This is a genomic window from Pseudomonas sp. GW823-FHT06B06, assembly GCF_058795195.1.
The window spans coordinates 1-20,998 of record NZ_JBXAHO010000055.1 but is presented as its reverse complement, the minus strand read 5'-3'; the positions used below and the strand labels follow the sequence as shown (position 1 = coordinate 20,998).

17 protein-coding genes are annotated in these 20,998 nt (G+C 61.2%); 6 read left to right on the top strand and 11 right to left on the bottom strand.

Going from position 1 to position 20,998, the window contains the following annotated elements; genetic code table 11:
• Positions 1-14 precede the first annotated feature (14 nt).
• The 9 genes from tla1 to tssB all read right to left on the bottom strand — a co-directional run bounded on the left by tla1 (position 15) and on the right by tssB (position 12,376).
• On the bottom strand, positions 15-785 hold the full coding sequence (tla1, locus tag AC1Q8Q_RS29785; protein WP_432668265.1) for a toxin Tle1 chaperone Tla1: 771 nt from the start codon (positions 783-785) through the stop codon (positions 15-17).
• Positions 782-3,184, bottom strand: coding sequence for a type VI secretion system Vgr family protein (locus AC1Q8Q_RS29780; RefSeq protein ID WP_432668266.1), 2,403 nt, complete (start codon positions 3,182-3,184; stop codon positions 782-784). Before AC1Q8Q_RS29780 ends, tla1 begins: the two co-directional genes overlap by 4 nt.
• Before the next feature lie 2 nt (positions 3,185-3,186).
• On the bottom strand, positions 3,187-5,850 hold the full coding sequence (gene tssH, locus AC1Q8Q_RS29775; protein ID WP_151142576.1) for a type VI secretion system ATPase TssH: 2,664 nt from the start codon (positions 5,848-5,850) through the stop codon (positions 3,187-3,189).
• A 138-nt stretch (positions 5,851-5,988) separates the two neighbouring features.
• Positions 5,989-6,480 carry an Hcp family type VI secretion system effector gene (locus AC1Q8Q_RS29770; RefSeq protein ID WP_020798295.1) on the bottom strand — a complete coding sequence of 164 codons (492 nt, stop codon included), beginning with the start codon at positions 6,478-6,480 and terminating at the stop codon, positions 5,989-5,991.
• Positions 6,481-6,514: 34 nt separating this feature from the next.
• Positions 6,515-8,245: an OmpA family protein gene (locus AC1Q8Q_RS29765; RefSeq protein ID WP_492615867.1), complete on the bottom strand. Its 1,731-nt coding sequence runs from the start codon at positions 8,243-8,245 to the stop codon at positions 6,515-6,517.
• A 1-nt stretch (position 8,246) separates the two neighbouring features.
• Positions 8,247-8,927 carry a type VI secretion system protein TssL, short form gene (tssL, locus tag AC1Q8Q_RS29760; protein ID WP_492615866.1) on the bottom strand — a complete coding sequence of 227 codons (681 nt, stop codon included), beginning with the start codon at positions 8,925-8,927 and terminating at the stop codon, positions 8,247-8,249.
• The gene (tssK, locus tag AC1Q8Q_RS29755; RefSeq protein WP_492615865.1) at positions 8,924-10,279 is read right to left on the bottom strand and encodes a type VI secretion system baseplate subunit TssK; all 1,356 of its coding nucleotides are present in this window, start codon (positions 10,277-10,279) and stop codon (positions 8,924-8,926) included. Before tssK ends, tssL begins: the two co-directional genes overlap by 4 nt.
• The gene (tssC, locus tag AC1Q8Q_RS29750) at positions 10,276-11,838 is read right to left on the bottom strand and encodes a type VI secretion system contractile sheath large subunit (RefSeq protein ID WP_492615864.1); all 1,563 of its coding nucleotides are present in this window, start codon (positions 11,836-11,838) and stop codon (positions 10,276-10,278) included. Before tssC ends, tssK begins: the two co-directional genes overlap by 4 nt.
• Before the next feature lie 34 nt (positions 11,839-11,872).
• Positions 11,873-12,376 carry a type VI secretion system contractile sheath small subunit gene (gene tssB / locus AC1Q8Q_RS29745; RefSeq protein ID WP_020798300.1) on the bottom strand — a complete coding sequence of 168 codons (504 nt, stop codon included), beginning with the start codon at positions 12,374-12,376 and terminating at the stop codon, positions 11,873-11,875.
• Between the two features lie 411 nt (positions 12,377-12,787).
• Here tssB and AC1Q8Q_RS29740 point away from each other — a divergent pair, with 411 nt between their 5' ends.
• Positions 12,788-13,528: a hypothetical protein gene (locus tag AC1Q8Q_RS29740; RefSeq protein ID WP_020798301.1), complete on the top strand. Its 741-nt coding sequence runs from the start codon at positions 12,788-12,790 to the stop codon at positions 13,526-13,528.
• Between the two features lie 34 nt (positions 13,529-13,562).
• On the opposite strand, the gene AC1Q8Q_RS29735 is transcribed toward AC1Q8Q_RS29740, so the two are convergent.
• Positions 13,563-14,366, bottom strand: coding sequence for a hypothetical protein (locus AC1Q8Q_RS29735; protein WP_020798302.1), 804 nt, complete (start codon positions 14,364-14,366; stop codon positions 13,563-13,565).
• A 298-nt stretch (positions 14,367-14,664) separates the two neighbouring features.
• Here AC1Q8Q_RS29735 and AC1Q8Q_RS29730 point away from each other — a divergent pair, with 298 nt between their 5' ends.
• From AC1Q8Q_RS29730 to argE, 4 genes are read left to right on the top strand one after another with little or no spacing between them, the layout of a single operon-like run.
• Positions 14,665-15,975, top strand: a complete 1,311-nt coding sequence (locus AC1Q8Q_RS29730) for a flavin-containing monooxygenase (RefSeq protein WP_020798303.1) — start codon at positions 14,665-14,667, stop codon at positions 15,973-15,975.
• Between the two features lie 51 nt (positions 15,976-16,026).
• Positions 16,027-16,443 carry a RidA family protein gene (locus AC1Q8Q_RS29725; RefSeq protein ID WP_008058648.1) on the top strand — a complete coding sequence of 139 codons (417 nt, stop codon included), beginning with the start codon at positions 16,027-16,029 and terminating at the stop codon, positions 16,441-16,443.
• Positions 16,444-16,454: 11 nt separating this feature from the next.
• Positions 16,455-17,132: a DUF1028 domain-containing protein gene (locus AC1Q8Q_RS29720; protein WP_020798304.1), complete on the top strand. Its 678-nt coding sequence runs from the start codon at positions 16,455-16,457 to the stop codon at positions 17,130-17,132.
• A complete protein-coding gene (gene argE, locus AC1Q8Q_RS29715) occupies positions 17,129-18,280 on the top strand; it encodes an acetylornithine deacetylase (RefSeq protein WP_151142588.1) in 1,152 nt (383 codons plus the stop codon). The genes AC1Q8Q_RS29720 and argE overlap by 4 nt, the downstream gene beginning before the upstream one ends.
• A gap of 15 nt (positions 18,281-18,295) precedes the next feature.
• On the opposite strand, the gene AC1Q8Q_RS29710 is transcribed toward argE, so the two are convergent.
• Positions 18,296-19,207: a LysR substrate-binding domain-containing protein gene (locus AC1Q8Q_RS29710; RefSeq protein WP_020798306.1), complete on the bottom strand. Its 912-nt coding sequence runs from the start codon at positions 19,205-19,207 to the stop codon at positions 18,296-18,298.
• A 232-nt stretch (positions 19,208-19,439) separates the two neighbouring features.
• Between AC1Q8Q_RS29710 and AC1Q8Q_RS29705 the strand changes: the two genes are divergently transcribed.
• A complete protein-coding gene (locus AC1Q8Q_RS29705) occupies positions 19,440-20,855 on the top strand; it encodes a purine-cytosine permease family protein (protein WP_020798307.1) in 1,416 nt (471 codons plus the stop codon).
• The last annotated feature ends 143 nt before the right edge of the window (positions 20,856-20,998 follow it).

Here is a 20,998-nt window from a genome sequence, read left to right as displayed (position 1 = left end):
CGGGGGCGAGGCACTCAGGCGATGCGCAACTTGTCGAGGGTGAAAGCTTCGCGTTCGGGCATCAGCAGCAATCCAGCCAGGGTGGCTTCGAGCATGGCGCCGTAGCAGGCTTGAAAGTGCTGTTCGGCGCTCCGCTCGCCAGGCAGTGCATGACGCAGGTTGTTCATGGCCAACGTGGCATCACTGGCACAACCGAGGGTGTCTACCTGACTGTCGCTGAGCTCGATGGGACTCAACATTGCGACGCTTTCGGGCGTATCGGGAGCCCCTGGAAAGTGCTGGGGAATGCCATCGCGATCGAGCCAGCTCCAGAACACCGCGGGACGCAGCCACGGCTGTTGCTGATCAGCTTGCAACACATGGCTGAACAGCAACGGGAACAGACGCGGATCGTAATAGCGCAGCAACCCTGGATAGCCGCCATTGCGTGCCTCAAGGCAGCGCCCCAGGTGCTCGGCCAAGGCCTGGAAAGGCCAGTGGGAAGCCAGCGCCAGTAGTTGTGAGCGACCTTGCAACTCATGCATCAAGCCCTTGAGCCATTGCCGCTGCAGCGGCTGCGCCAGGTCAACGCGCACCAGCAACGGCGCCAGTTCTTCGGCACCGGCTTCCGGCAGCCCGGTGAACAACGAGTACCAAGTCAGTGATGGCTGCACACTGACTACACTTGGAAGCAGTGGGGCATTGCTGCCTGCCTGGTCGATGATGATGTCCAGGCAGGTGATAGACGCCTTCACGCAGGAGGCCTCCAGCAAATCGATCCAGGTACCGCGTTGAGTGAACGTCATGCTCGCGTCTCCCTGAGTACAAAGCCCTGGGCAGCGGCCCGGGCTCTTTTCAGGCAGTCCTTGCACACTGAGCCGGGCAGTTCAGGCAAAGGAATGGCTTCGCTGGCGGGCAGGTTGAACTCGTGACGCGCCGCCTTGGCCTTGTGGTCCCCGGCCGTCCCCGATTCGATGCCGCTCGCATCGAGGATGTAGTAGCTTCCGCCGCCATTGAGGGTGATTTTCTTTTTTGCCGTGATGCGGACTTCGTCTTCGGTGCTGGTAATCGACAGTTCGTGGCGGGCCAGCAGCTCGAGTTGGTCGTTCTGCGCCTGCACGGAGACCGGGCCCTGATTGGCGATCAGTTTGATCCCCAGCTTGCGCACGAATACGCTCAGACCCTGGCCGATGCCGAAGAACAGACGCTTGACCACACTGAGGTTGGCGTCGCCGCCGGCGTTGAGCATCAAGTTGTCCTGCGCGGCCAGCTGCAGGTGTTGGCCACTGGTCAAGGCGATGCCTTGGGGCGCGCTGAGCAGGATCACCTGGGCCTGGAGTGCTTCGATTTGCTCGCGCTGCATTGACAGTTGCGCCTGCACATCGGCTGGTTCGGCGAGGGCTGCCTGCGCTTCGCTGGACAGGCCTTGCAACTGCTCGACGGCCTGTTGCAAGCGGCCCAGCGCGGCTTGCATGTCCAGTACCTGACCCTGGGCGTTCGGTTGCTCATCGGCACTGATGAACACACCCTTACCGCCACGGATGGCGCCATGGCCATCCGTCCTCAGCTCAAACCCTTCCCCGCGCTTCTGCTTCTTCGCATCCACCAGATGCCCCAGGTTCAGCTGGCTCTTGCCGCCATATTCGGTGCTGAGCTTGACGTGCTCCTGCCCCCGCAGGTCTTCCATGCGCAGCTTGTTATTCGCCGGTGTACGCAGCACATTGCGGGTGTGGTCGCGCCTGCGCAGGGTCACGTGGTCCGGGTGTTCGCTGTCGTGCAGGGCGTGGGCGATGTAGGGGCGGTCCGGGTCGCCCTGTTCGAAAGCCACCGCCACTTCGGTGCCGGCGAGCATTGGCAGGTGCAGGCCGTGGGTGTCGCCGCCGTAAGGCCGGGCCAGGCGCAGCCAGGTGCTTTCCTGGCCGGGTTTCCAGGTGTCGCGGTCGAACAGGAAGCGCACGCGGTAGCGGCCTTCGAGATCGATTTCGGCGTAGCGGTCGTTGCGCTCGGGGCTGCTCAGCCGGGCTGGCAGGGTGCCGGCGATGATCGGTTTGGGCGGGACCTTTGGGCGGAAGCAGACCATCTCGGCGTAGGGAATGGCTTCGAAATGCACTTCGATGTTGCGGTCGCGGGCGGCACGAGTGCGCAGGCCGGTGATCACCGCGCCAGGGGCAAAGGCCTGGGGCGCGCCGGCGATTTTCAGCACCTGGCCTGGCGCCAGGGTGGCGCTGCTGCTGGCGCCGCTGAGATGGGTCTGGCTGTTGAGGTAGCGCTCGTGGCGCAGGCGCGCGTAGAAAAAGCCGCTTTCGCTTAGCAGGTCTTCGTCCTGGTCCAGTTTGTCACCGAGCACGCGATAGGGTTCGGCGTAGTGGTAGGCCTCGCCGTAGGTGCTGGTCGTGGTGCCACGGGTCTGGTCGACCTCGCCATCGAGAAAGGCGCGGGCATCAAGGGGGTGATAGGCGCGAAAGTTGATGGATTTTTCCACCACCTGGTGGCGGGTCTGCAAACCCCACACGCCGTCCTCACCGCTGGCGAAACCGGCGGGTGCACGCAGTGGCAATTTCACGCCAAACTGGTAGTGGCGCTGGTCGTCGTGGAACTCGACAACGTCGATCCGCAGGCGGTCGTCGTGGCTGAAGCGGTACCAGATGCCGACCTCGGCCAGCAGCCGCTCGATGAACGCCAGGTCGCTTTCGCCGTACTGCATGACCTGCTCGCGCCGGGGGTATTCGCGCACCAATTGGAACAAGAAGTGCTGGCCGAGGAAATCGTGGCGGCTGCGCAGGATGTGCTCGACGATCTCCGGCACCGACTGCTGCTGGTACAGGCGGTACTGACGGCCACGATCGAGCAGGGCAAGGCGCGGTTGCAGGGTGATTTCATAGCGCGCTTCGTCGCGGGAGGCGGACAGGCGCTGGAAGCTATTGACCATCCCATACAGGCTGCGCAACGGCTTGACCTCGGGCACTGGCAGGCCAGGGTAAGGAGGCTTTGCCGGCGGCGGATAGAGGCTGAAACTGGCGTCCTTGTTGAGCATCTTCTCGGCGCTGAGGTCTTGCTCGCTGCAGGTGAATTCGATGCGGTAAGTGAAGGGTTGGCTGAGGTGTTCTTCGCCTTCGAAGGCGAGGACATCGAACGCGGCGTCGAACCAGCGGATCGCGAATTTGTGACGGGTGTGGTTGAAGAAGATGCGCGTTTGGGTGCTCATGGTCAGGCCTCCTTGGCGACGCTTGGCATCGCTTCCTGGGAATCGATAAACCGCAGCGTGATGCCTTCATCGTCGCTGTAACCCAAGGTCACTCCCCGGGTTTGCTGATGGGCCGCCTGCCGCTGCAAAAGCTGCAGGCTAAGCACTGGCAAAATCTGCTGATTGAGCAAGCTGTCGATGTTGCGCGCGCCGGTATCGGGCAGCAGGCAGGCGGCGACCAGGGCTTGGTTGAGCGCGTTTTCGATCTGGCAGCTGAGGCCGTAGTGGCGTTGCAGGCGCTGGGCGACCTTGGCAAGTTTTTGCGCGACGATGCGTTCCAATGCTTCGACTTGCAGAGGGCGGTAGATCAGGGTCTGGAAGCGCGCGAGCAATGCCGGCTGGAAGTGCTCGCGCAACAGTGGCCGCAGCAACTCCTGCAGGGTGCTGTCAGGTGCTTCAGGATATTGCTGCACGCAGGCTTGCAGTTCATCGCTGCCAAGGTTGGAAGTCATGAGGATGACGGTGTTGCGAAAGTCGATTTCGCGCCCTTCACCATCACGCATGAAACCGCGATCGAAGACCTGGTAGAACAGGTTGAGCACGTCGCGGTGAGCTTTCTCCACTTCGTCGAGCAATACCACGCTGTAGGGGCGCCGGCGTACCGCTTCGGTGAGTACGCCACCTTGGCCGTAACCTACATAACCCGGTGGCGAGCCCTTGAGTTGGCTGACGGTATGGGCCTCCTGGTACTCGGAGAGGTTCAGGGTAATCAGCGACTGTTCGCCACCGAACAGACAGTCGGCCAGCGCCAGGGCGGTTTCTGTCTTGCCGACGCCGCTGGTGCCTACCAGCAGGAACACGCCCAAGGGAGCCTGCTCTTCGGTCAGGCCGGTCTTGGCCGCGCGCAGGCGCTGGGCCAGGGCGCCGAGAGCGTGATTCTGGCCGACGACGCGGTCACTCAATTGTTGCTCCAGTTCAAGCAGGCTGGCCTGTTCGTCCTTGAGCAGACTGCCCAGCGGCACGCCGGTCCAGTCAGCGATCACTTCGGCCACGCTGCGTGGGTTGACGTCCAGCGAGAGCAACGGCTGGCTGCCCTGCACCTTCGCAAGCTGCTGTTGCAGTCGAGTACAAAGCGAGATCTGCAGGGGGTCAGCCTGACGTGCATCAAGCAGTTGGCGGGTCAGGTCGAGTTCGTCGCGATACTGGCGCACCAGCGCAGTGCGCTGGTCTTGCAGGTCGACCCGTTGCGCATCAATCAGGTCAAGGCGCTCGTCAACGCTGCAATCGCCGAGTTGTGCATCCTCTACCAGTGCCTGCCGTTCAAGCTCCAGGGCCGCCTGCCCGGCCTTGAGTCTGACCAGTGCCTGGGGCTCGCAATCAAGGCTCATGCGCACCCGGGCACTGGCGGTGTCGAGCAGGTCGACGGCCTTGTCGGGCAACTGTCGACCGGTCAGGTAACGCCGCGATAGCGTGACTGCGGCCTGCACTGCCGCATCCTGGATGTGCACGCCATGATGGCTGGCGTAACGCGCCTTCAGGCCACGCAGCATGAGGCAGGCATCGTGGTCATCCGGCTCGTCGACCTTGACCTTCTGGAAGCGTCGTTCCAGGGCGGCATCGCGCTCAAAGTACTGCTTGTATTCGCTCCAGGTAGTGGCGGCAATAGTGCGCAATTCGCCCCGGGCGAGTGCGGGCTTGAGCAGGTTCGCCGCGTCGGCACCGCCCGCCTGGTTGCCGGCGCCGATCAGGGTATGGGCTTCATCGATGAACAACAGCACTGGGTTTGCCGATTGCTGCACGGCATCGATGACGTTTTTCAGGCGCTGCTCGAACTCACCCTTGACCCCGGCACCCGCTTGCAGCAACCCCAGGTCGAGAGTGCGTACGCTGACCGGTTTGAGGCTGTCCGGAACGTTGCCCTCGACGATGCGCAGCGCCAACCCTTCGACCAGTGCGGTCTTGCCGACGCCGGGCTCGCCGACCAACAGCGGATTGTTCTTGCGCCGACGACTGAGGATATCGATGATCTGGCGGATCTCATCGTCACGGCCGAACACCGGATCGATCTGCCCTTCCCGGGCCTTTGCGGTGACGTCCTGGGTGAACCTGTCCAGCACGGCCTGCAAGGCATCGTGGTTGCCGGAAGCGGATGAAGGCGTCGCCAGCCCATCAATCGAGACCGGTGCCTGATCAATGGCAGCCTCTTGCTGCACTTGGGGGCGCTCTTCGGAATGTTGATCGAGCAGCACGAACAAATGCTGCAGTTGGGTTTCGCTGATGCTGAACAGTGGCCAGGCTGCGTCACAAACCAGCAGTTCGGGTGACTCCAGCAACGCGCCGAGCAAGTGGGCCGAGCGCAGCTGTTCCTGACTGTCCAGCGATGCGCGCAGCCAGGCGTTCCTGATCAATTGCTGCAATTTGCCACACAGCTGCGGCTTGCCGTGCACGCTACGCTGTAGTGTGTCCAGGTGTTCAAGCAGTCCGCGCCAGAGCGCGTCCAGATCCCATTCGTAGCGACGGGCAATGAGCGTCAGGTCGCCCTCGCCCTGTTCGAATAATTTAAGCAACCAGTGCTCGATACTGATGTAGCCATGGGCGCGACTTTGGCACAGGGTCGCCGCCGCGCTCAGCGCCTGGGCACAGTAGGGATTGAGACGGCGAAGCAAGCGGGAGGCATTCTGTACCATGGGGGTACGTCCTTGTTTTGAGTATGCGGTTGGTCATCGACGAGCCCGAAACTCGATGGGGCTGGCTGAGCGCCCGCGTTCGGAGGCTCAACTCGGAAAATCGAACCCGCAGGCATAAGTACCTGCGAGCTCAGTGGGCTAAGCGCCCTGACGCTCGTCCCAGGCATCGGAGTGACTGAAGTTGCCCTCGGCGAACTTCCAGGTGATCTTCTCGTAACGCAACTGGACGTCTTCCAGGTGATTGTGTTTTTCCTTTGTCGGGTCCTTGATGTCGTGCATTTTCGTCACGACGCTCACGACCTTTACGTTTTCAAGCAGAACGGTGTAGTAAACGACCTCTTGGCCCGCGTCATCGATGCGATACCACTTGAACTCGGCGCTCTTGAACGTCTGTCCTTGGGACGCGCCCTTGAGCAAGTAGACGCTGGCAGCATCGATTTCCTTGGTGAACCTGAACGGCGTGTGGATCCGTGTGCCTGTCAGCTTGCCGGTGTTGTTGTCAGTGGGAATGGTCAAGCCATGATCCTGGGCCAGCACCTCGATGCTGCCCTGACGCCCTATCACATCGACCGAACCCTTGATGTCCGCATCGCCATCATTTTTCAGCCACAGGTAAACGGGAATTGCCATGTGAAGCTCCTTCTCTAAGAACATGAATGCCGCGTTAGGCGACAGGGGGTTGCAAGTCTGATCCCGCAGCAGGGAACACGCAGGCTCCCGGCTCCGGCACAAGACGAATATCGACACGGCGGTTAGCGCTTCGCCCGGCCTCGGTGTCATTGCTGGCGATGGGCTGGCTCGCACCGAAACCCTGAACCGCAAAGCAACTTCCAGGGATGCCGCCCATGTGCTGCATCCAGTCGTGCACGGCGGCAGCTCGGGCGCGGGACAACTGCAGGTTTTGTTCGGTGCTGCCGGTGGCATCGGTATGGCCGCTGATCACGATGAGCCAGCCAGGCTGGGCCTTGATGTCGACCAGGGCGTTGACCAGGATCTTCGTCGAGCCGGCTTTGAGCTGGGCGCTGCCCGTGTTGAACAGCGACAGACTGTCCAGGCGCACCGGCGTTGAATTGCCCGCAAGTCTTGGCGCCAACAAAGGATGACGGTGACCGGCAATCGTCGACTGCAGCCGGATGCGCAAGCGCTCGCCTCGATAAAGGCCGAGTCCCAGCGACAGGGGAGCGCCGTGTCGGTAGTAACTGTCCAGGCGCAGGGCATCCTCGCGCAGCACCGTCAGCGCCTGCTCGCGCAGGATGTATTCAGGCCGTTCAGGTTGCCCAGTCACCGGGAGGGCGTTGTAACGACGCAAGTCGTCACTGACCTGGCGGACCAACAGGGTGTTCTGCCAGGCCGAGCTGGCCAACGCTGTTATCCCGGCAACGGCGAACAACCACCAGGCGATGACGCTCGCACGGTGCAAGAGAGCGCGTTGAGCCTGCATGGGAAGCAGCGCCAGCAAGGGATCGGGGAAAGGCATGGATATGCACTGCCCTGGCTCAGCTTGCCTGGCGTCAAGCAGTGCAACCTTGTTGCGCAGCCATTGTTGCCATAAGTTGCCCGTGACTGATTGCGCGAGCAGCGGTACGAAGGTGACAGCACAAACCTTCGGCAGACCGTCAGGATCGCGGGCATCGCGGGGCGACAAGTGAGGCAATACCGTGTGATCGAGCCATGCCACGACACTGTTCAGCTTTACGCTGGCGTGCATGCGGGCAGCGCGCGTTGCACTGTCTGAAGGGTGACTTTGCCAGTCGGCCAGGCTGGTGCAGGCTCCGGCCTCGCGTACCCAGGGGCTATCCTCTGCGTCCTCCCAACTGAACCAGACAGCCTCTGCGGTCGGGGCTTGCAAGTAAGTCGCCAACAGTAGCGGCAGCGCAATGTCGCCCTTTCGGACGATACCTAGCTGATAACGCAAAGCACGCACCCGTGCAGCCAGTACGGCGCTGTCGTCCTGCTCGGCCGGGTTGACGATGAACATGACGCTGAGCTGCCTACTCCATTCCGGGCGCAGTGTCATCAGGCCGGCGGTGAGCGTAGGCAGTTGCTCAAGCTCGGGTACCCGCACATAGCAACCCTGGTGGGTCGTGCGCAAGGCCAGTTGTTCCACGGGTGTCTCGCCGAACAACTCCACAAGACCATCGCCACAGACCAGCACCACTGGTTGGCGGTAGGCTGCCGGAGGCAACGATGTATTCTCGGCCAGGATCAATGATGCGCTCATTGACGTTGCACGGCGCCCCAGCCGGTTCCAGGCCACGACCATGACGCAGACGACGGCCAGAACAGCTGTTGCCCGCAGGCCCCAGGCCAATGGCACGACTATCAACAATGTCAATGACAGCGCGCCCGCCCACAACCAGAGACCGCGCATCTGGGCCAGGGTTATTGGCCTCATTTCAGGCCTCACCAGGCAAAACCGAGTTGAGGAGATTGGCCAACAGTTGGTCAAGCCCCCACCACAGACCGACGAAGAGCAGCCCTACAAGCAGACCATGGGCCAGCGGCGAATGTGGCCACAAGCGCATGCGCAGTCGCTGTCCGATCTTCACTGTTGTCGCCAGCGAGCGGCTGATTCCCAAAGGGGCGACCTGCGCATGGAAGGTGCTCAACAACTGCTCGCGCACAGGGTCGCCGGCATCGCGGTAACGCCCCTGGAAGCCCAGCATCAACACCCGATGGAACACTGTCAGCACCAGTGGATCAGGCGCAGGATCACGCAAGACTTCGCGCATGTCTTCATACAGGAACTCGCCGGCCTGGTGGCGATTGAAGAACTTCGCTTGCAAGGGCTCTTTCGTCCAGGCATCGCGAGCCTGCGTTTCGACACGGAGTACGGTTTCATCGAGCAAGGCGCACTGGGCATGGCTGATGTGATCGATGCTGCGCGGGTTCAGGCCGGCGAGCTGGAGCAACTGGCGAACATGCTCGACCTGCTTGACGCAAAGGTCCCACAGCGCCGTGCCAGCGAGCGTCGATGCCCCCTGGCGCAGTTCCACCACCAGCAGGTAGCTGTCCTGCAGCAAGGCGTCGATATCCACCGCCAGTGCGGTAGGTTTTCTTGAGGCTTTCAGGTTCATGCGCGCAACACCGCAAAGAGTTCAAGTTTGACCTCGGCCAGCGTGCTCGGGACGTAGAAGGCGCAGACCCCCGCAGCCAGCACCGCCTGGCCCTTGGCGTGGTCGAGATCCAGGTCGAAATACTGGTTTTCCAGCCTCAGTGGAATGGCTGCCGGGACATGGCTGAGCGGCTGCAACGGCACACCATCGAGCGCGGCGTTGATCAGCTGATCGACTTCATCCGGCGTGCCGATCTTGCACAAGCGCGGAAACTGGCTCTGCACCTGTGCTGCCGGCAAGCGGCAACGCACTGACAGATAGAAATCGGCACCTTCACGCTCACGCAGACGTGGATCATTGAGGCTGACCTTCCAGCGATTGGCGCCGTCCTCCGCAAGCTCCAGGGCAATGACACGCGAAGGCAGGCTGGCCTCCAGCAAGGTGGAAACCAGGCGCAACAGCGGTGGAAAGACGCTTTCCAGATGCTCATGCCGGTAAGGCGGGATCTGCTCGATGTCGTGTTCCAGGGAAAAGGTCAGCAGGCCTCCGGCCAACTTGGCCAGTTCCCGATAGACCAGCTCGGGATGCTGTGCCGGATGGGTTTTGAGATCCGCCAGAATCGGCTGATAGGTGTTCAAGGCATTGAGCAGCCAGAACAGCGATACATCGGCTACGGCAAAGTCGGCCATGCGCTGGTTACTTTCACGACGCATGCCCATCAGCCGTTGGCGCTTGGCGGACAACTGGATCAGCAGGTTATCCAGCTGAGCCAGCAATCCCGAATGAGCCGCGAACTCGAGCAGTGGTGGCACATAAGCGCTGTCGAGGCCCCATACACCCTGCCCGTCCGGCATCAAGCGCGCGATTGGGCAGGTCAGGTAATCGGCGTTGTCGTCGTGGGCAAAGCGCAGGCTCAGCGCGTGTTCGAGCACGCCGATCTGTTGCGACTCGCCATCGTAGAAATCCTGCACATTGCGCCAGTCCTGCCGATAGCGCGTCGGTCGCTCGACCTTGGTGCTATCGAGCAAGCAGTTGTTGCCATTGGCCTGTTCCAGCGGCAAGGCCAAGAGCACCGTAGCGTCCTGAACTTCACCGGAAAGCAGGTGGGTCAATTCCAGAGCACAGGGCAAACGATCCACCAGATCGCTATCAACCAAGGTGCCATCAGGCATGCGCAGGCATAACTGCGTGGCCTTGAGCTTGCCGAGGCGCAGGGCCTCCGTATCAAACGCCACCGCCTGAACCCCCCAGGGGTGGACCAGAGACAAATGTGCCAGGCGATCGTTGGACCAGGCTTCCCAGCGTGCCTGCTGCTGGAACTGCTGGGGGCACAGCAGCGCCCCCGCAGACCATACGGGACGGTCGATTTTCAAGACCTGGATTCCCCGCGAACGCCGTCGGCCTTGCGCTTGGGCATCTGCGACACCAGCGAAAGATTGACGTCCATGCCTTCGACCTGGAAGTGCGGCACGGCGTACAGCTTGACGCGGAAGAAGCCCGGGTTGTCCTCGATGTCTTCCACGGTGACCTTGGCGTCACGCAGCGGGTGCGAGGCCTGCAGGTCGTCGCCCGGGTCGGTCATCTCGGTGACCAGCCCGCCAATCCACTTGTTCAGCTCCAGCTCCAGCAAGCGCCGGTCCTTGGTGGTGCCGATGTTCTCGCGCTGGATCAGCTTTAGGTAATGGGCAATGCGCGACAGCAGAAAAATGTAGGGCAGGCGCGAATTTATGCGGCTGTTGGCGGTCGCATCGGCGGTGTCGTACAGGGCCGCTTTCTGGGTCGAGTTGGCGGAGAAGAAGCACGCGTAGTCGCGGTTCTTGTAATACGACAGCGGGATGAAACCGAGGTCGGCGAATTCGAATTCGCGAGTCTCCGGGATCATGACTTCCGAAGGAATCTTTACCTGGTTGCCGGTGCCCAGATCGTAGAGGTGGATCGGCAGTTCGGTCACCGCGCCGCCCGACTGCGGCCCGCGGATCTGCACGCACCAGCCATTGGCAATGAAGCTCTTGACCATGTTGGCGGCAAAGGCGAACGAGGCGCTGGTCCATAGGTACTTGTCGTGGTCCGGGCCCTTGACGCTCTCGACGTAGTTGAAGCTGCGCACCGGAACGGTGTCCGGCCCATAAGGCAGGCGCCCCAGGACACGGGGCATGACCAGGCCGATGTAACGAGCGTCGTCACTGTCGCGGAACGCCTTCCATTTCAGGTATTCGGCACGGTCAAAATAGTTGCCGATGTCCTTGATGGCGGCCACTTCTTCCATCGAGCGCTTGCCGAAGAAGGCCGGGCCAACCGTGCCAATGAAGGGCATGTGCGCGGCGGCCGCGACTTTGGAAATGTTGCGCAGCAGGGCGATATCCTGCGGCCTGCAATCGAACTCATAGTTGGAGATCGCGGCGGCAATGGGCTCCCCGCCGGGAGTGTCGTACTCCTGGGTGTAGGTATGCATGTACAGGCCGCTTTGCGCAATTTCCGGTGCATCGTCGAAATCCTGGACCAGATGCTCCTTACTGATATCGAGCAATTCAATGCGCACGTTCTGACGAAAATCGGTCTGGTCGACCAGCGACTTGACTCCGCGCCAGGTTGACTCGACCCGCTGGAAATCGGGGTGGTGCATCACCGCATCGAGTTGCCGGCTGATTTGCGTATCCAGGGCTGCAATGTGTTCATCGAGCAGGACTTTATCCAGGCGTTCGAATTTCTGCGAAGACTGCCCCAGCAGTTTCAGAAATACACTGACAGCCGCCGTTACTCGCTCATCGGCGGACACTTCGGAGAGCGCCTCGGTATTTTGAAATACTTCGATACTACTCAGGGTTTCGACCGGACTGAGATTGATCTTGCCAAACAGTGCGCCATATACGCCTCTTTCTTCGGACAACACTGTAGCGTCGCGCGATTGCACGTTAGAACTTTCGATGGACATTAAAGTAACTTCCCTTTAAACGAACCGAAGTGGATTAACGATTTTCTTCCGGTACCAACGTGGCCAACTCGGCGCGCAACTCGTCGCTGAGCGCATCATCCTTGAGGATACGTTCCAGCTCATGACGAAAGGTGGCGTTGTCCAGCAGATTCGACTTGAGGTCACGCAAGAGGTTGCGCATGGCCAAAAGCGCGCGCAGATGCGGGATTTGCCGCGCCACCTGCTCCGGCTCGAAGTCCTTCATGCGCTGGAACTTCAGCTCGACCGAGGCGTCGCCAGCGTCATCGACCAGGGTATTTTCCACGGCCACTTTCAACACCGGAGTAAACTCCGCCAAGACGCTATCGAAGTTGTTTTTGTTGATTGAAACCTTGCTTCGGGCTGATAAGGGGCGCTGTTCCCTGCCATTGCTGTAGTCACCCATGACCATCAGCTTCAGCGGTAATTCGACTTTTTTCTGCGCACCGCCGGTATGCAGGTCGAGTTTTATGTTGACCCGTGCCTTTGGCACTTCGTTCTGAAAGCTGCTTGAAGCCATAACCCCTCCCGTTTTTTCGTGATAACCACTTCCTTGACAATAAAATTGCAAGGACTACGTTCGACAAGCCTAGACAATCAAACAAGAAAGATGTCGAGGTTATTTGGAAATTCAGTTTCAATTTAAGTCTGTCCTCAGGACATATTTAGGCATCCTACAGCATCAATGAAGTATCCTACTTTCAACTTTTCTCACCTCAATTGCACTTTAGGAAATTTCGCACTTAGATGCGGAAAAAAGCCTACAAACCAATCGTAATAACGTTTGATACAACCCCGATACCCGCCTGTAACGCCAAGACACTTGGGCACCCTGCCCCATGCGCCTAGATTGAAAGCCTCGATGGACCGACCGGCTTGACCGCTAGCGGCCCATCGTCTGCCCGACACACCACCAAGGAAGAGGGAAACCATGAGCAAATCAATCGCTGTCAGCCAACAAAGCCAGCAGCTTCACAATGATGTGCAAGAAGCCGTCAAGTCGATCATGGGTGCTGCCACTGCGCTGAAATCCACCGATTACGGTCGGGTCTTGAGGTCCGCCCTGGCGGCTTCGCAAAAAACCGTAACCATTGAAATTGCCCCAGACGACCTGACCCAGCTGAAGAAGTCCGGCTACAAGCTGTGCTTCGCCAAGAAAGTCGGTACTGCCGACTACAACGTGGTCTGGCAGTCCTACTCCGCCTACCTGAGCAATAACGAATTCAGCTGGACGCCGCTGTATCAGCTGTTCGCCACCAACGTGTTCCAGGAAAACGTACAAGTCAAAGTCTCGACCAATGTCGTCAATATCGGTTTGGGGCAAACCTCGACACTCGATGAACACGGCTTGCTGAGCCCGGCAGTCACGGGCGGGCCCGAAGTTTCCGTGACGTTCGTGAACAACTTCGCGCCAATCCATCCGGGGATCAACCAGTTGTCCACCGGCATCGATGGCAATCAGGTCAGTACACCCATCTACGTGGCCGTCAATCGGGTGGTCACCGGCAATACCGTACTGACTCCTGTGGAAACTATCCTCGTATGGTTCGAACAGGATGTGCAGACCAGTACCATGTTCAGTACCTCACGCTCAAAGGCGATCGAAATCGACCTGACCTTCGATAACACCGCAGGTCGCCTTTACGAAGGCGGTCAATGGAAAACCGTTTGATGAGCGCAGCGGGGGCAACCACGCGTTGCCCCCTCTATTCATCGAATGGAGCTTGGGCAAAATAACCCGCTAGCGACAGGCAGATAGAGGCTGCCAGATCCTCCTGGGTAGCAATGCCATAGGGCTGATTGCGATCAAACTGGGCCGACCAGCGAATCCGCCCCTGCGCCGCATCCACCAACCGCAGCGATGCCCGAACCCGTGCCGGCTCGACCCGCACGCTGCCCTCCAGGCAATAGCAGTAGCGGCCGCCACGCCGGGCATTCGTTGTTTTCACACTGCTGCGCGGCATCCTTATCAATACATGGTTGCCACCGGTCTGTGCCTGCTCGAACGACTCGAACAGGCGACAACTGAGCTCCTCGCACAGGCCACGCGCAAAGTCATCGCCCTCGCGGGTAATGCAGGTAAAGGGCTGGATCTGCAAGACAGGGTGGTACGCGGCCCCTGCATTGGGGCGCAGTCGCTGATAGGCCAGGCGATAACAACCAGGCGCAATGCTCAGTCGCACCGGTTCCTGCTGCCCCACCGTGGCGTAATGGCTGGCGAGTTTGCGCCGCAACCGCCCCACCTGCACCCGCACCACCGGATCGTCACCGGTGCAATACACCGCCGGATCGCGACGAAACACGGCGATACCGATGGCGTGTTCGGTCAGGGGAACATGGGCCGATTGCAGGTCGTGTTCGACCAGAAACCGCAACAGACTGCCCATGCGCCGGGACCTGGCGAACAACGGACTGGCCAGCAGCAACGCCAGCACCCGCTCCATCTCTTCAGGATCGAGCGGCACGGCAGTACCCTCTGCACTTGCAGGACCTGTGTGCTTGATCACCATTGCCTGCCTCCGTGCAGATTGCCGACAATCGCTTGCCCCTTCCGGGCCCTGGGCAGGCCAGTACGTGGCAAGGTCGAAGCTTAGCAGCCGTGATGGAATGGGCAGCGATTGCAGGGTGCCGGCCGACGAACGTTCAATCCCACCCTCGCCAACCCCACGCCGCAAACGCTCTGCATCAGTTATTTATACTCAAATGCCAGCTTAATAATATTTTACCGATATCAGGCTGATCCCTAGTCTTGAGCCCAAGAAATGGCAGGTCGACATAGACCTTTATCCAACTTCGAAGGGCAAAGAGATGACCATTGATAAAACAATAATAGATACCTTGATTGTTGGCGCCGGCCAGGCCGGCGTCGCCATGAGTGAACACCTGAGCAAGCTCGGCGTGCCGCACCTGGTGCTGGAGCGCAACCGTATCGCCGAGCGCTGGCGCACCGGCCGCTGGGATTCGCTGGTGGCCAATGGTCCGGCCTGGCACGACCGTTTTCCGGGCCTGGAATTCGACGATATCAGCCCCGATGGTTTTGCCCCCAAGGAGCGCGTGGCCGATTACTTCGAAGCGTATGCCCGCAAGTTCAAGGCGCCGATCCGCACCGGTGTGGAAGTGAAGAAAGTCGAACGCAATGTCGGCCGCCCGGGCTTCACCATCGAGACCTCCCAAGGCGTGATCGAGGCCAGCCGCGTGGTGGCTGCCACGGGGCCCTTCCAGCGTCCGGTGATCCCGCCGATCGCCCCCAAAGATGCACAATTGCTGCAGATCCACTCCGCCGACTATCGCAATCCCGGACAATTGCCCGAGGGCGCCGTGCTGGTGGTGGGCGCAGGTTCCTCGGGGGTGCAGATCGCCGATGAACTGCAGCGCTCGGGCAAGCAGGTCTACCTGTCGGTCGGCGCCCACGATCGCCCGCCCCGCGCCTATCGCAATCGCGATTTCTGCTGGTGGCTGGGCGTGCTCGGCGAATGGGACCAGGCCGCCATGAAACCCGGTCGCGAACACGTGACCATCGCCGTCAGTGGCGCCCAGGGTGGCCGCACCGTGGATTTCCGTGGCTTGGCGCATGCCGGCATGGTGTTGGTGGGCCTGACCCAAGCGTTCAATGGCAGCGTGGCGACCTTCCAGCCGAACCTGGCGGAGAACCTGGCCCGGGGCGATGAAAACTACCTGGCCTTGCTCGATGCCGCCGATGCCTACATCGAACGCAATGGCCTGGACCTGCCGGAAGAACCCGAAGCACGTCATACCTTCCCGGAGCCGGACTGTGTCACCCAGCCGATCCTCGAGCTCGACCTGGCCAAGGCCGGCGTGACGTCGATCATCTGGGCCACCGGTTTTGCCGTGGACTACAGCTGGCTGAAGGTCGACGCCTTTGACGACAACGGCAAGCCGCAGCACCAGCGCGGTGTGTCCAGCGAACCTGGCGTGTATTTCCTTGGCCTGCCCTGGCAGTCCCGCCGTGGCTCCTCGTTCATCTGGGGCGTGTGGCATGACGCCAAGTATGTGGCCGATCACATCGCCATCCAGCGCACCTACCTCGAGTACCGCGATGCTGGCCAACGCGAGGCCGAAAACGCCCCGGCCGCTAACAAGACAACCGTCAGCGCTTGATATCTGCCCGGCGCGTGAACCGCGCCGGCCCCCATACTCCAGGAGTTTTAAATGACTACGCCAACCCATACCCGCATCCGCATGTTCAACACCAAGGAAACCTACCCGAACCAGAGCCTGGACAACGACCTGTGCCAGGCCGTCCGCGCCGGCAATACCGTCTATGTGCGTGGCCAGGTCGGCACCGATTTCGAAGGTAACCTCGTTGGCCTCGGCGATCCGCGGGCACAGACCGAGCAAGCCATGCGCAACGTCAAGCAACTGCTGGAAGAAGCCGGCAGCGACCTGAGCCACATCGTCAAGACCACCACCTACCTGATCGACCCGCGCTACCGCGAACCGGTGTATCAGGAAGTGGGCAAGTGGCTCAAAGGCGTGTTCCCGATTTCCACCGGGCTGGTGGTGACGGCATTGGGTCAGCCACAGTGGCTGATGGAGATTGATGTGATCGCGGTGATCCCGGAATAAGGAGCACAGCCATGACCTTTTCCATAGCCGCCCGCTGCCCCGAAACCGGCCAGTTCGGCATCGCCATCAGCTCCTCGAGCATCGCCGTCGGCGCCCGCTGCCCCTGGTTGCTGCCCGGTGTGGGTGCCGTCTCCACGCAAAACATCACCCTGCCCTCCCTTGGCCCGGAAACCCTCGCCTTGATGGAGCAAGGCCTCGCACCTGCGGAGGCCCTGGACAAGGTGCTGACCCGCAACGGCTACAGCCAGTACCGGCAGATCACTGCCATCGACCACCTCGGCCGCACCGCGCACTTCAGCGGTGCGCAAACCCTGGGCAAGCACAATGCGGTGTCCGGCGAGCAATGCGTGGCGGCCGGCAACATGCTCGCGGCCCCCGGCGTAATCGAGGCCATGGTCAGCGCCTTCGAACAGGCCGAAGGCCATCTGGCCGACCGTTTGCTCGCGGCGATGCAAGGCGGCATGGCGGCCGGTGGCGAAGCCGGGCCAGTGCATTCGGCCGCGGTGCTGGTTGTCGGGGAACTGACTTGGCCGATCGTCAACCTGCGGGTCGACTGGGCCGATGAAGACCCGATTGGCCAGCTGCAAAAACTCTGGCAGGCCTACCGTCCGCAAGTCCAGGACTATATCGACCGCGCCCTGGCGCCCGACAGGTCCCCTGGCTATGGTGTCGCCGGAGACGATCGATGAGCGCCAGCCGCGATCTGCTCGCAACGCTGGTGGCGTTCGACACCACCAGCCGCGAATCCAACCTGCAGCTGATCGAGTTTGTCCGCGACTACCTCGCAGGTTTCGATGTGCCGTGCCAACTGGTCTACAACCAGGAGCGCAGCAAGGCCAATCTGTTTGCCACGATCGGCCCGGCGGACCGGCCAGGCATCGTGCTCTCGGGGCACACCGACGTGGTGCCCGTCGACGGCCAGCCGTGGACCGTCGCGCCGTTTCAGCTCACCGAGCTGGGGGGCAAACTGTACGGTCGCGGCACGGCGGACATGAAGGGCTACATCGCCTGCGTGCTCGCCCTGGTGCCATCGCTGGTGCAGGCCTCGTTGCGATTGCCGGTGCATATCGCCCTGTCCTACGATGAAGAAGTCGGCTGCCTGGGCGTGCGCTCCCTGCTCAAGGCCCTGGAACAACGACCGGTCAAACCCATGCTGTGCATCATTGGCGAACCCACCGAACTCAAACCGGTGCTGGGCCACAAGGGCAAGCTGGCGATGCGCTGTGACATCCACGGTCACGCCTGCCATTCGGCCTACGCCCCGCTTGGGGTGAATGCCATCGAATACGCGGCCGAGCTGGTCAGTGAACTGGGGCGCATCGGCCAACGGCTCAAGGCCCCCGAACTCCATGACGCGCGTTTCGATCCACCGTTCTCCACGGTGCAGACCGGCGTGATTGGCGGCGGCAAGGCCTTGAACATCGTCCCGGCCGACTGCCGCTTCGACTTCGAGGTTCGCGCCCTGCCCTCACATGACCCGCGCCGGGTGGCGCAGGAACTGCAGGCCTACGCCGAGCAGCAACTGTTGCCGCGCATGCGCGCCGTGAGTGAGCACAGCGAGATCCGTTTCAGTGAGTTGTCGGCGTACCCCGGCCTGGCCACCGATGCCCGCAGCGAAGCCGCTGAGTTGATCGCGGCGTTCTCCGGCTCTCGGGATTTCGGTACGGTGGCGTTCGGCACCGAGGGCGGCCTGTTCGACGCGGCGGGAATCCCGACGGTGGTGTGTGGCCCCGGCAGCATGGAGCAAGGTCATAAACCCGACGAGTTCGTCAGCCTGGAGCAACTGCATGGCTGCGATGCCATGCTGCAACGGATGCTGCTGGCGATCGGCAACTGATGGCTGGCCCGATGCTCAGGTATAGAGCCGGGCCAGTTCTTCCTGACAGTAGTCCACGAACAGCTGCACCGGCTTGGTCAGCTGCGCCCTGCGCAACCACGCCGCTGACAACCCGGAGCCGGTCACGGCTTCGGCCAGCGGCACGCACACGACTTTTTGCCCGTCATAGGTGTATTCGGAAAACGGTTTGGTCACCAGGATCGAAAAGCCGAAACCCCGTCCTACCATCCCCCGGACCATTTCGATCGAAGGCGAACTGAAGACGATATTCGGCGTCAGCCCGCGCTCTTCGAAGATGCTCACGAAATAGGTTCGGCTGGGCACCACATCCAGCAGGATCATCGGCTCCAGCACCAGGTCGTGCAGCGAAACTTTCGCCTGCTGCGCGAAGCGGTGGTCCGCGGGAAGCAAGGCGTAGGGTTGCTGCGGCGGCATCAGTGCCACCGTCTCGATCGTGCTGTCCAGGTCGTGTTCGAAGACCATGGCCATGTCGATGCTGCCGGCGGTCAACGCTTGCACCAACTCCTGCTGCTCGCCATCGCGAATGCGGATTTCCACCCCCGGCCAACGTGCCTTGAAACCGGCGATCAGGCGCGGCAGGTACAGCGGCGCCACGGTTTCAAAACAGCCGATATCGATCTGCCCCGCCACCACGTCATTGTCCGCCAGGGCATTTTGCTCAAACTCATGGGCGACCCGCAGCAGCTCCTGGGCCTTGCGGTAGAACCGCGAGCCGCTCGGCGTCAGTGAAACGCCCTGGGCGTGATGTCGGATGAACAGTTGCACGCCAAAACTCTCTTCCAGGTGCTTGATCGCCGTCGACACCGATGGTTGCGCGATATAGAGCTTGCGCGAAGCCTCGGCCACGCTGCCGCAGTCGGCCGTGGTGACGAAATATCTGAGTTGGCGCAGGTTGTAAGCGGCCATGGGGACCTCCGGAAAGTCAAGGAATCGACAGCGCCCACAAGGGTTTTGCGTCAAGGCTGAACATACCGGAGGCGAGCGCAGCCACGGCATATATTTTTTAAGGTTTGAGGCAACAAACTTACTAATTTATCTATCCCGATCCATTGCACATGATCGCTCCAACAAGAAAAGCGTCGTTCGCGCGACGCTCACCGAAGTACGTCCACGTACTCACTTTGCCTTGGAGTTCATCATGGTAACCACTGCAGCAACGAGCGCCCCGCTCATCGAGAAACACACGATCGGCTACGTGCCGCCGCAAGATCGTCATGGCAAGACCCGAGACCTGTTCACCCTGTGGTTCGGTGGCAACATCGCCCCCTTGCCCATCGTCACCGGCGCCCTCGGCGTGCAGATGTTCCACCTGAACCTGGTCTGGGGCATCGTCGCCATCCTCGTCGGCCACTTGGTCGGCGGCGTGCTGATGGCCCTGCACTCGGCCCAGGGACCGCAGATGGGTATCCCGCAGATGATCCAGAGCCGCGCCCAGTTCGGTTCCCTGGGTGCCCTGCTGGTGGTGCTGATCGCCGGCGTCATGTACATCGGCTTCTTCGCGTCCAACATCGTGCTGGCCGGCAAATCCCTGCACGGCGTGGTTGATAGCGTGCCGGTACCGGTGGGCATCGTCATTGGTGCCCTGGGTTCGGGCATCATCGGCATCATCGGCTATCGCTTCATCCACGTGCTCAACCGTATCGGCACCTGGGTATTGGGCATCGGCATCGTGCTGGGCTTCGGCTACATCCTGACCCACGTGCAGACTGACGATTTCCTCACCCGTGGCGGTTTCAACATTTCCGGCTGGCTGGCAACGGTTTCCCTGGCCGCGCTGTGGCAAATCGCCTTCGCGCCCTACGTGTCCGACTACTCGCGCTACCTGCCGGCCAATGTGCCCGTGGCGGCCACCTTCTGGACCACCTACCTGGGCACAGTGCTCGGTTCCAGCCTCTCGTTCGTCTTCGGCGCCGTCGCCGTACTGGCCACGCCAGTCGGCATGGACACCATGGACGCGGTCAAGCTCGCCACCGGTTCCATCGGCCCGCTGATGCTGGTGCTGTTCCTGCTTAGCGTCATCAGCCACAACGCACTCAACCTCTATGGCGCCGTGCTGTCGCTGATCACCCTGGTACAAACCTTCGCCTACCGCTGGATCCCCACCGCCAAGAGCCGCGCCGTGCTCTCGGTCATTGTGCTCGCGGCCTGCTGCTTTGCCGCCGTCGGTGCCTCCGCTGACTTCATCGGCCACTTCGTCGACATGGTGTTGGTATTGCTGGTGGTGTTGGTGCCGTGGACAGCGATCAACCTGATCGACTTCTACGCCATTCACAAAGGCAAGTACGACATCGATTCGATCTTCCACGTCGATGGCGGTATCTACGGTCGCTACAATCCGCAGGCGCTGCTGGCCTACGCGATCGGCATCGTGGTTCAGATCCCGTTCATGAACACGCCGCTGTATGTCGGACCGATTTCCGAGCACATCAACGGCGCGGATTTGTCCTGGTTGGTGGGCCTGTTGATTACGTCGCCGCTGTACTGGTGGCTGGCCAATCGTGACAGTGCGTACAAGCGACGGTTGGCGGGTGGGAAGCTGGCGGCCAACGTTTAATCGCGCCGATAACCCGCATGATGAAGCCCCGCAGATTTGTAATTTAGATTGCGTGTATATCCGTTGCTGCGGTAACGGCCACCTAGGGTTTCGCTCTTACAGCGAGTCACTTGGAAAAACGGAACGCCGCCCGGCCCTAAGTA

What these genes read in the sequence shown, in the direction of transcription:
- AC1Q8Q_RS29780 (WP_432668266.1), bottom strand. Translation starts at nt 3,184, where the DNA reads ATGAGCACCCAAACGCGCATCTTCTTCAACCACACCCGTCACAAATTC.
- tssL (WP_492615866.1), bottom strand. Translation starts at nt 8,927, where the DNA reads ATGAACCTGAAAGCCTCAAGAAAACCTACCGCACTGGCGGTGGATATC.
- tssB (WP_020798300.1), bottom strand. Translation starts at nt 12,376, where the DNA reads ATGGCTTCAAGCAGCTTTCAGAACGAAGTGCCAAAGGCACGGGTCAAC.
- AC1Q8Q_RS29735 (WP_020798302.1), bottom strand. Translation starts at nt 14,366, where the DNA reads ATGGTGATCAAGCACACAGGTCCTGCAAGTGCAGAGGGTACTGCCGTG.
- AC1Q8Q_RS29765 (WP_492615867.1), bottom strand. Translation starts at nt 8,245, where the DNA reads ATGAGGCCAATAACCCTGGCCCAGATGCGCGGTCTCTGGTTGTGGGCG.
- AC1Q8Q_RS29740 (WP_020798301.1), top strand. Translation starts at nt 12,788, where the DNA reads ATGAGCAAATCAATCGCTGTCAGCCAACAAAGCCAGCAGCTTCACAAT.
- AC1Q8Q_RS29730 (WP_020798303.1), top strand. Translation starts at nt 14,665, where the DNA reads ATGACCATTGATAAAACAATAATAGATACCTTGATTGTTGGCGCCGGC.
- AC1Q8Q_RS29770 (WP_020798295.1), bottom strand. Translation starts at nt 6,480, where the DNA reads ATGGCAATTCCCGTTTACCTGTGGCTGAAAAATGATGGCGATGCGGAC.
- AC1Q8Q_RS29720 (WP_020798304.1), top strand. Translation starts at nt 16,455, where the DNA reads ATGACCTTTTCCATAGCCGCCCGCTGCCCCGAAACCGGCCAGTTCGGC.
- AC1Q8Q_RS29725 (WP_008058648.1), top strand. Translation starts at nt 16,027, where the DNA reads ATGACTACGCCAACCCATACCCGCATCCGCATGTTCAACACCAAGGAA.
- tssC (WP_492615864.1), bottom strand. Translation starts at nt 11,838, where the DNA reads ATGTCCATCGAAAGTTCTAACGTGCAATCGCGCGACGCTACAGTGTTG.
- tla1 (WP_432668265.1), bottom strand. Translation starts at nt 785, where the DNA reads ATGACGTTCACTCAACGCGGTACCTGGATCGATTTGCTGGAGGCCTCC.
- argE (WP_151142588.1), top strand. Translation starts at nt 17,129, where the DNA reads ATGAGCGCCAGCCGCGATCTGCTCGCAACGCTGGTGGCGTTCGACACC.
- AC1Q8Q_RS29710 (WP_020798306.1), bottom strand. Translation starts at nt 19,207, where the DNA reads ATGGCCGCTTACAACCTGCGCCAACTCAGATATTTCGTCACCACGGCC.
- AC1Q8Q_RS29705 (WP_020798307.1), top strand. Translation starts at nt 19,440, where the DNA reads ATGGTAACCACTGCAGCAACGAGCGCCCCGCTCATCGAGAAACACACG.
- tssH (WP_151142576.1), bottom strand. Translation starts at nt 5,850, where the DNA reads ATGGTACAGAATGCCTCCCGCTTGCTTCGCCGTCTCAATCCCTACTGT.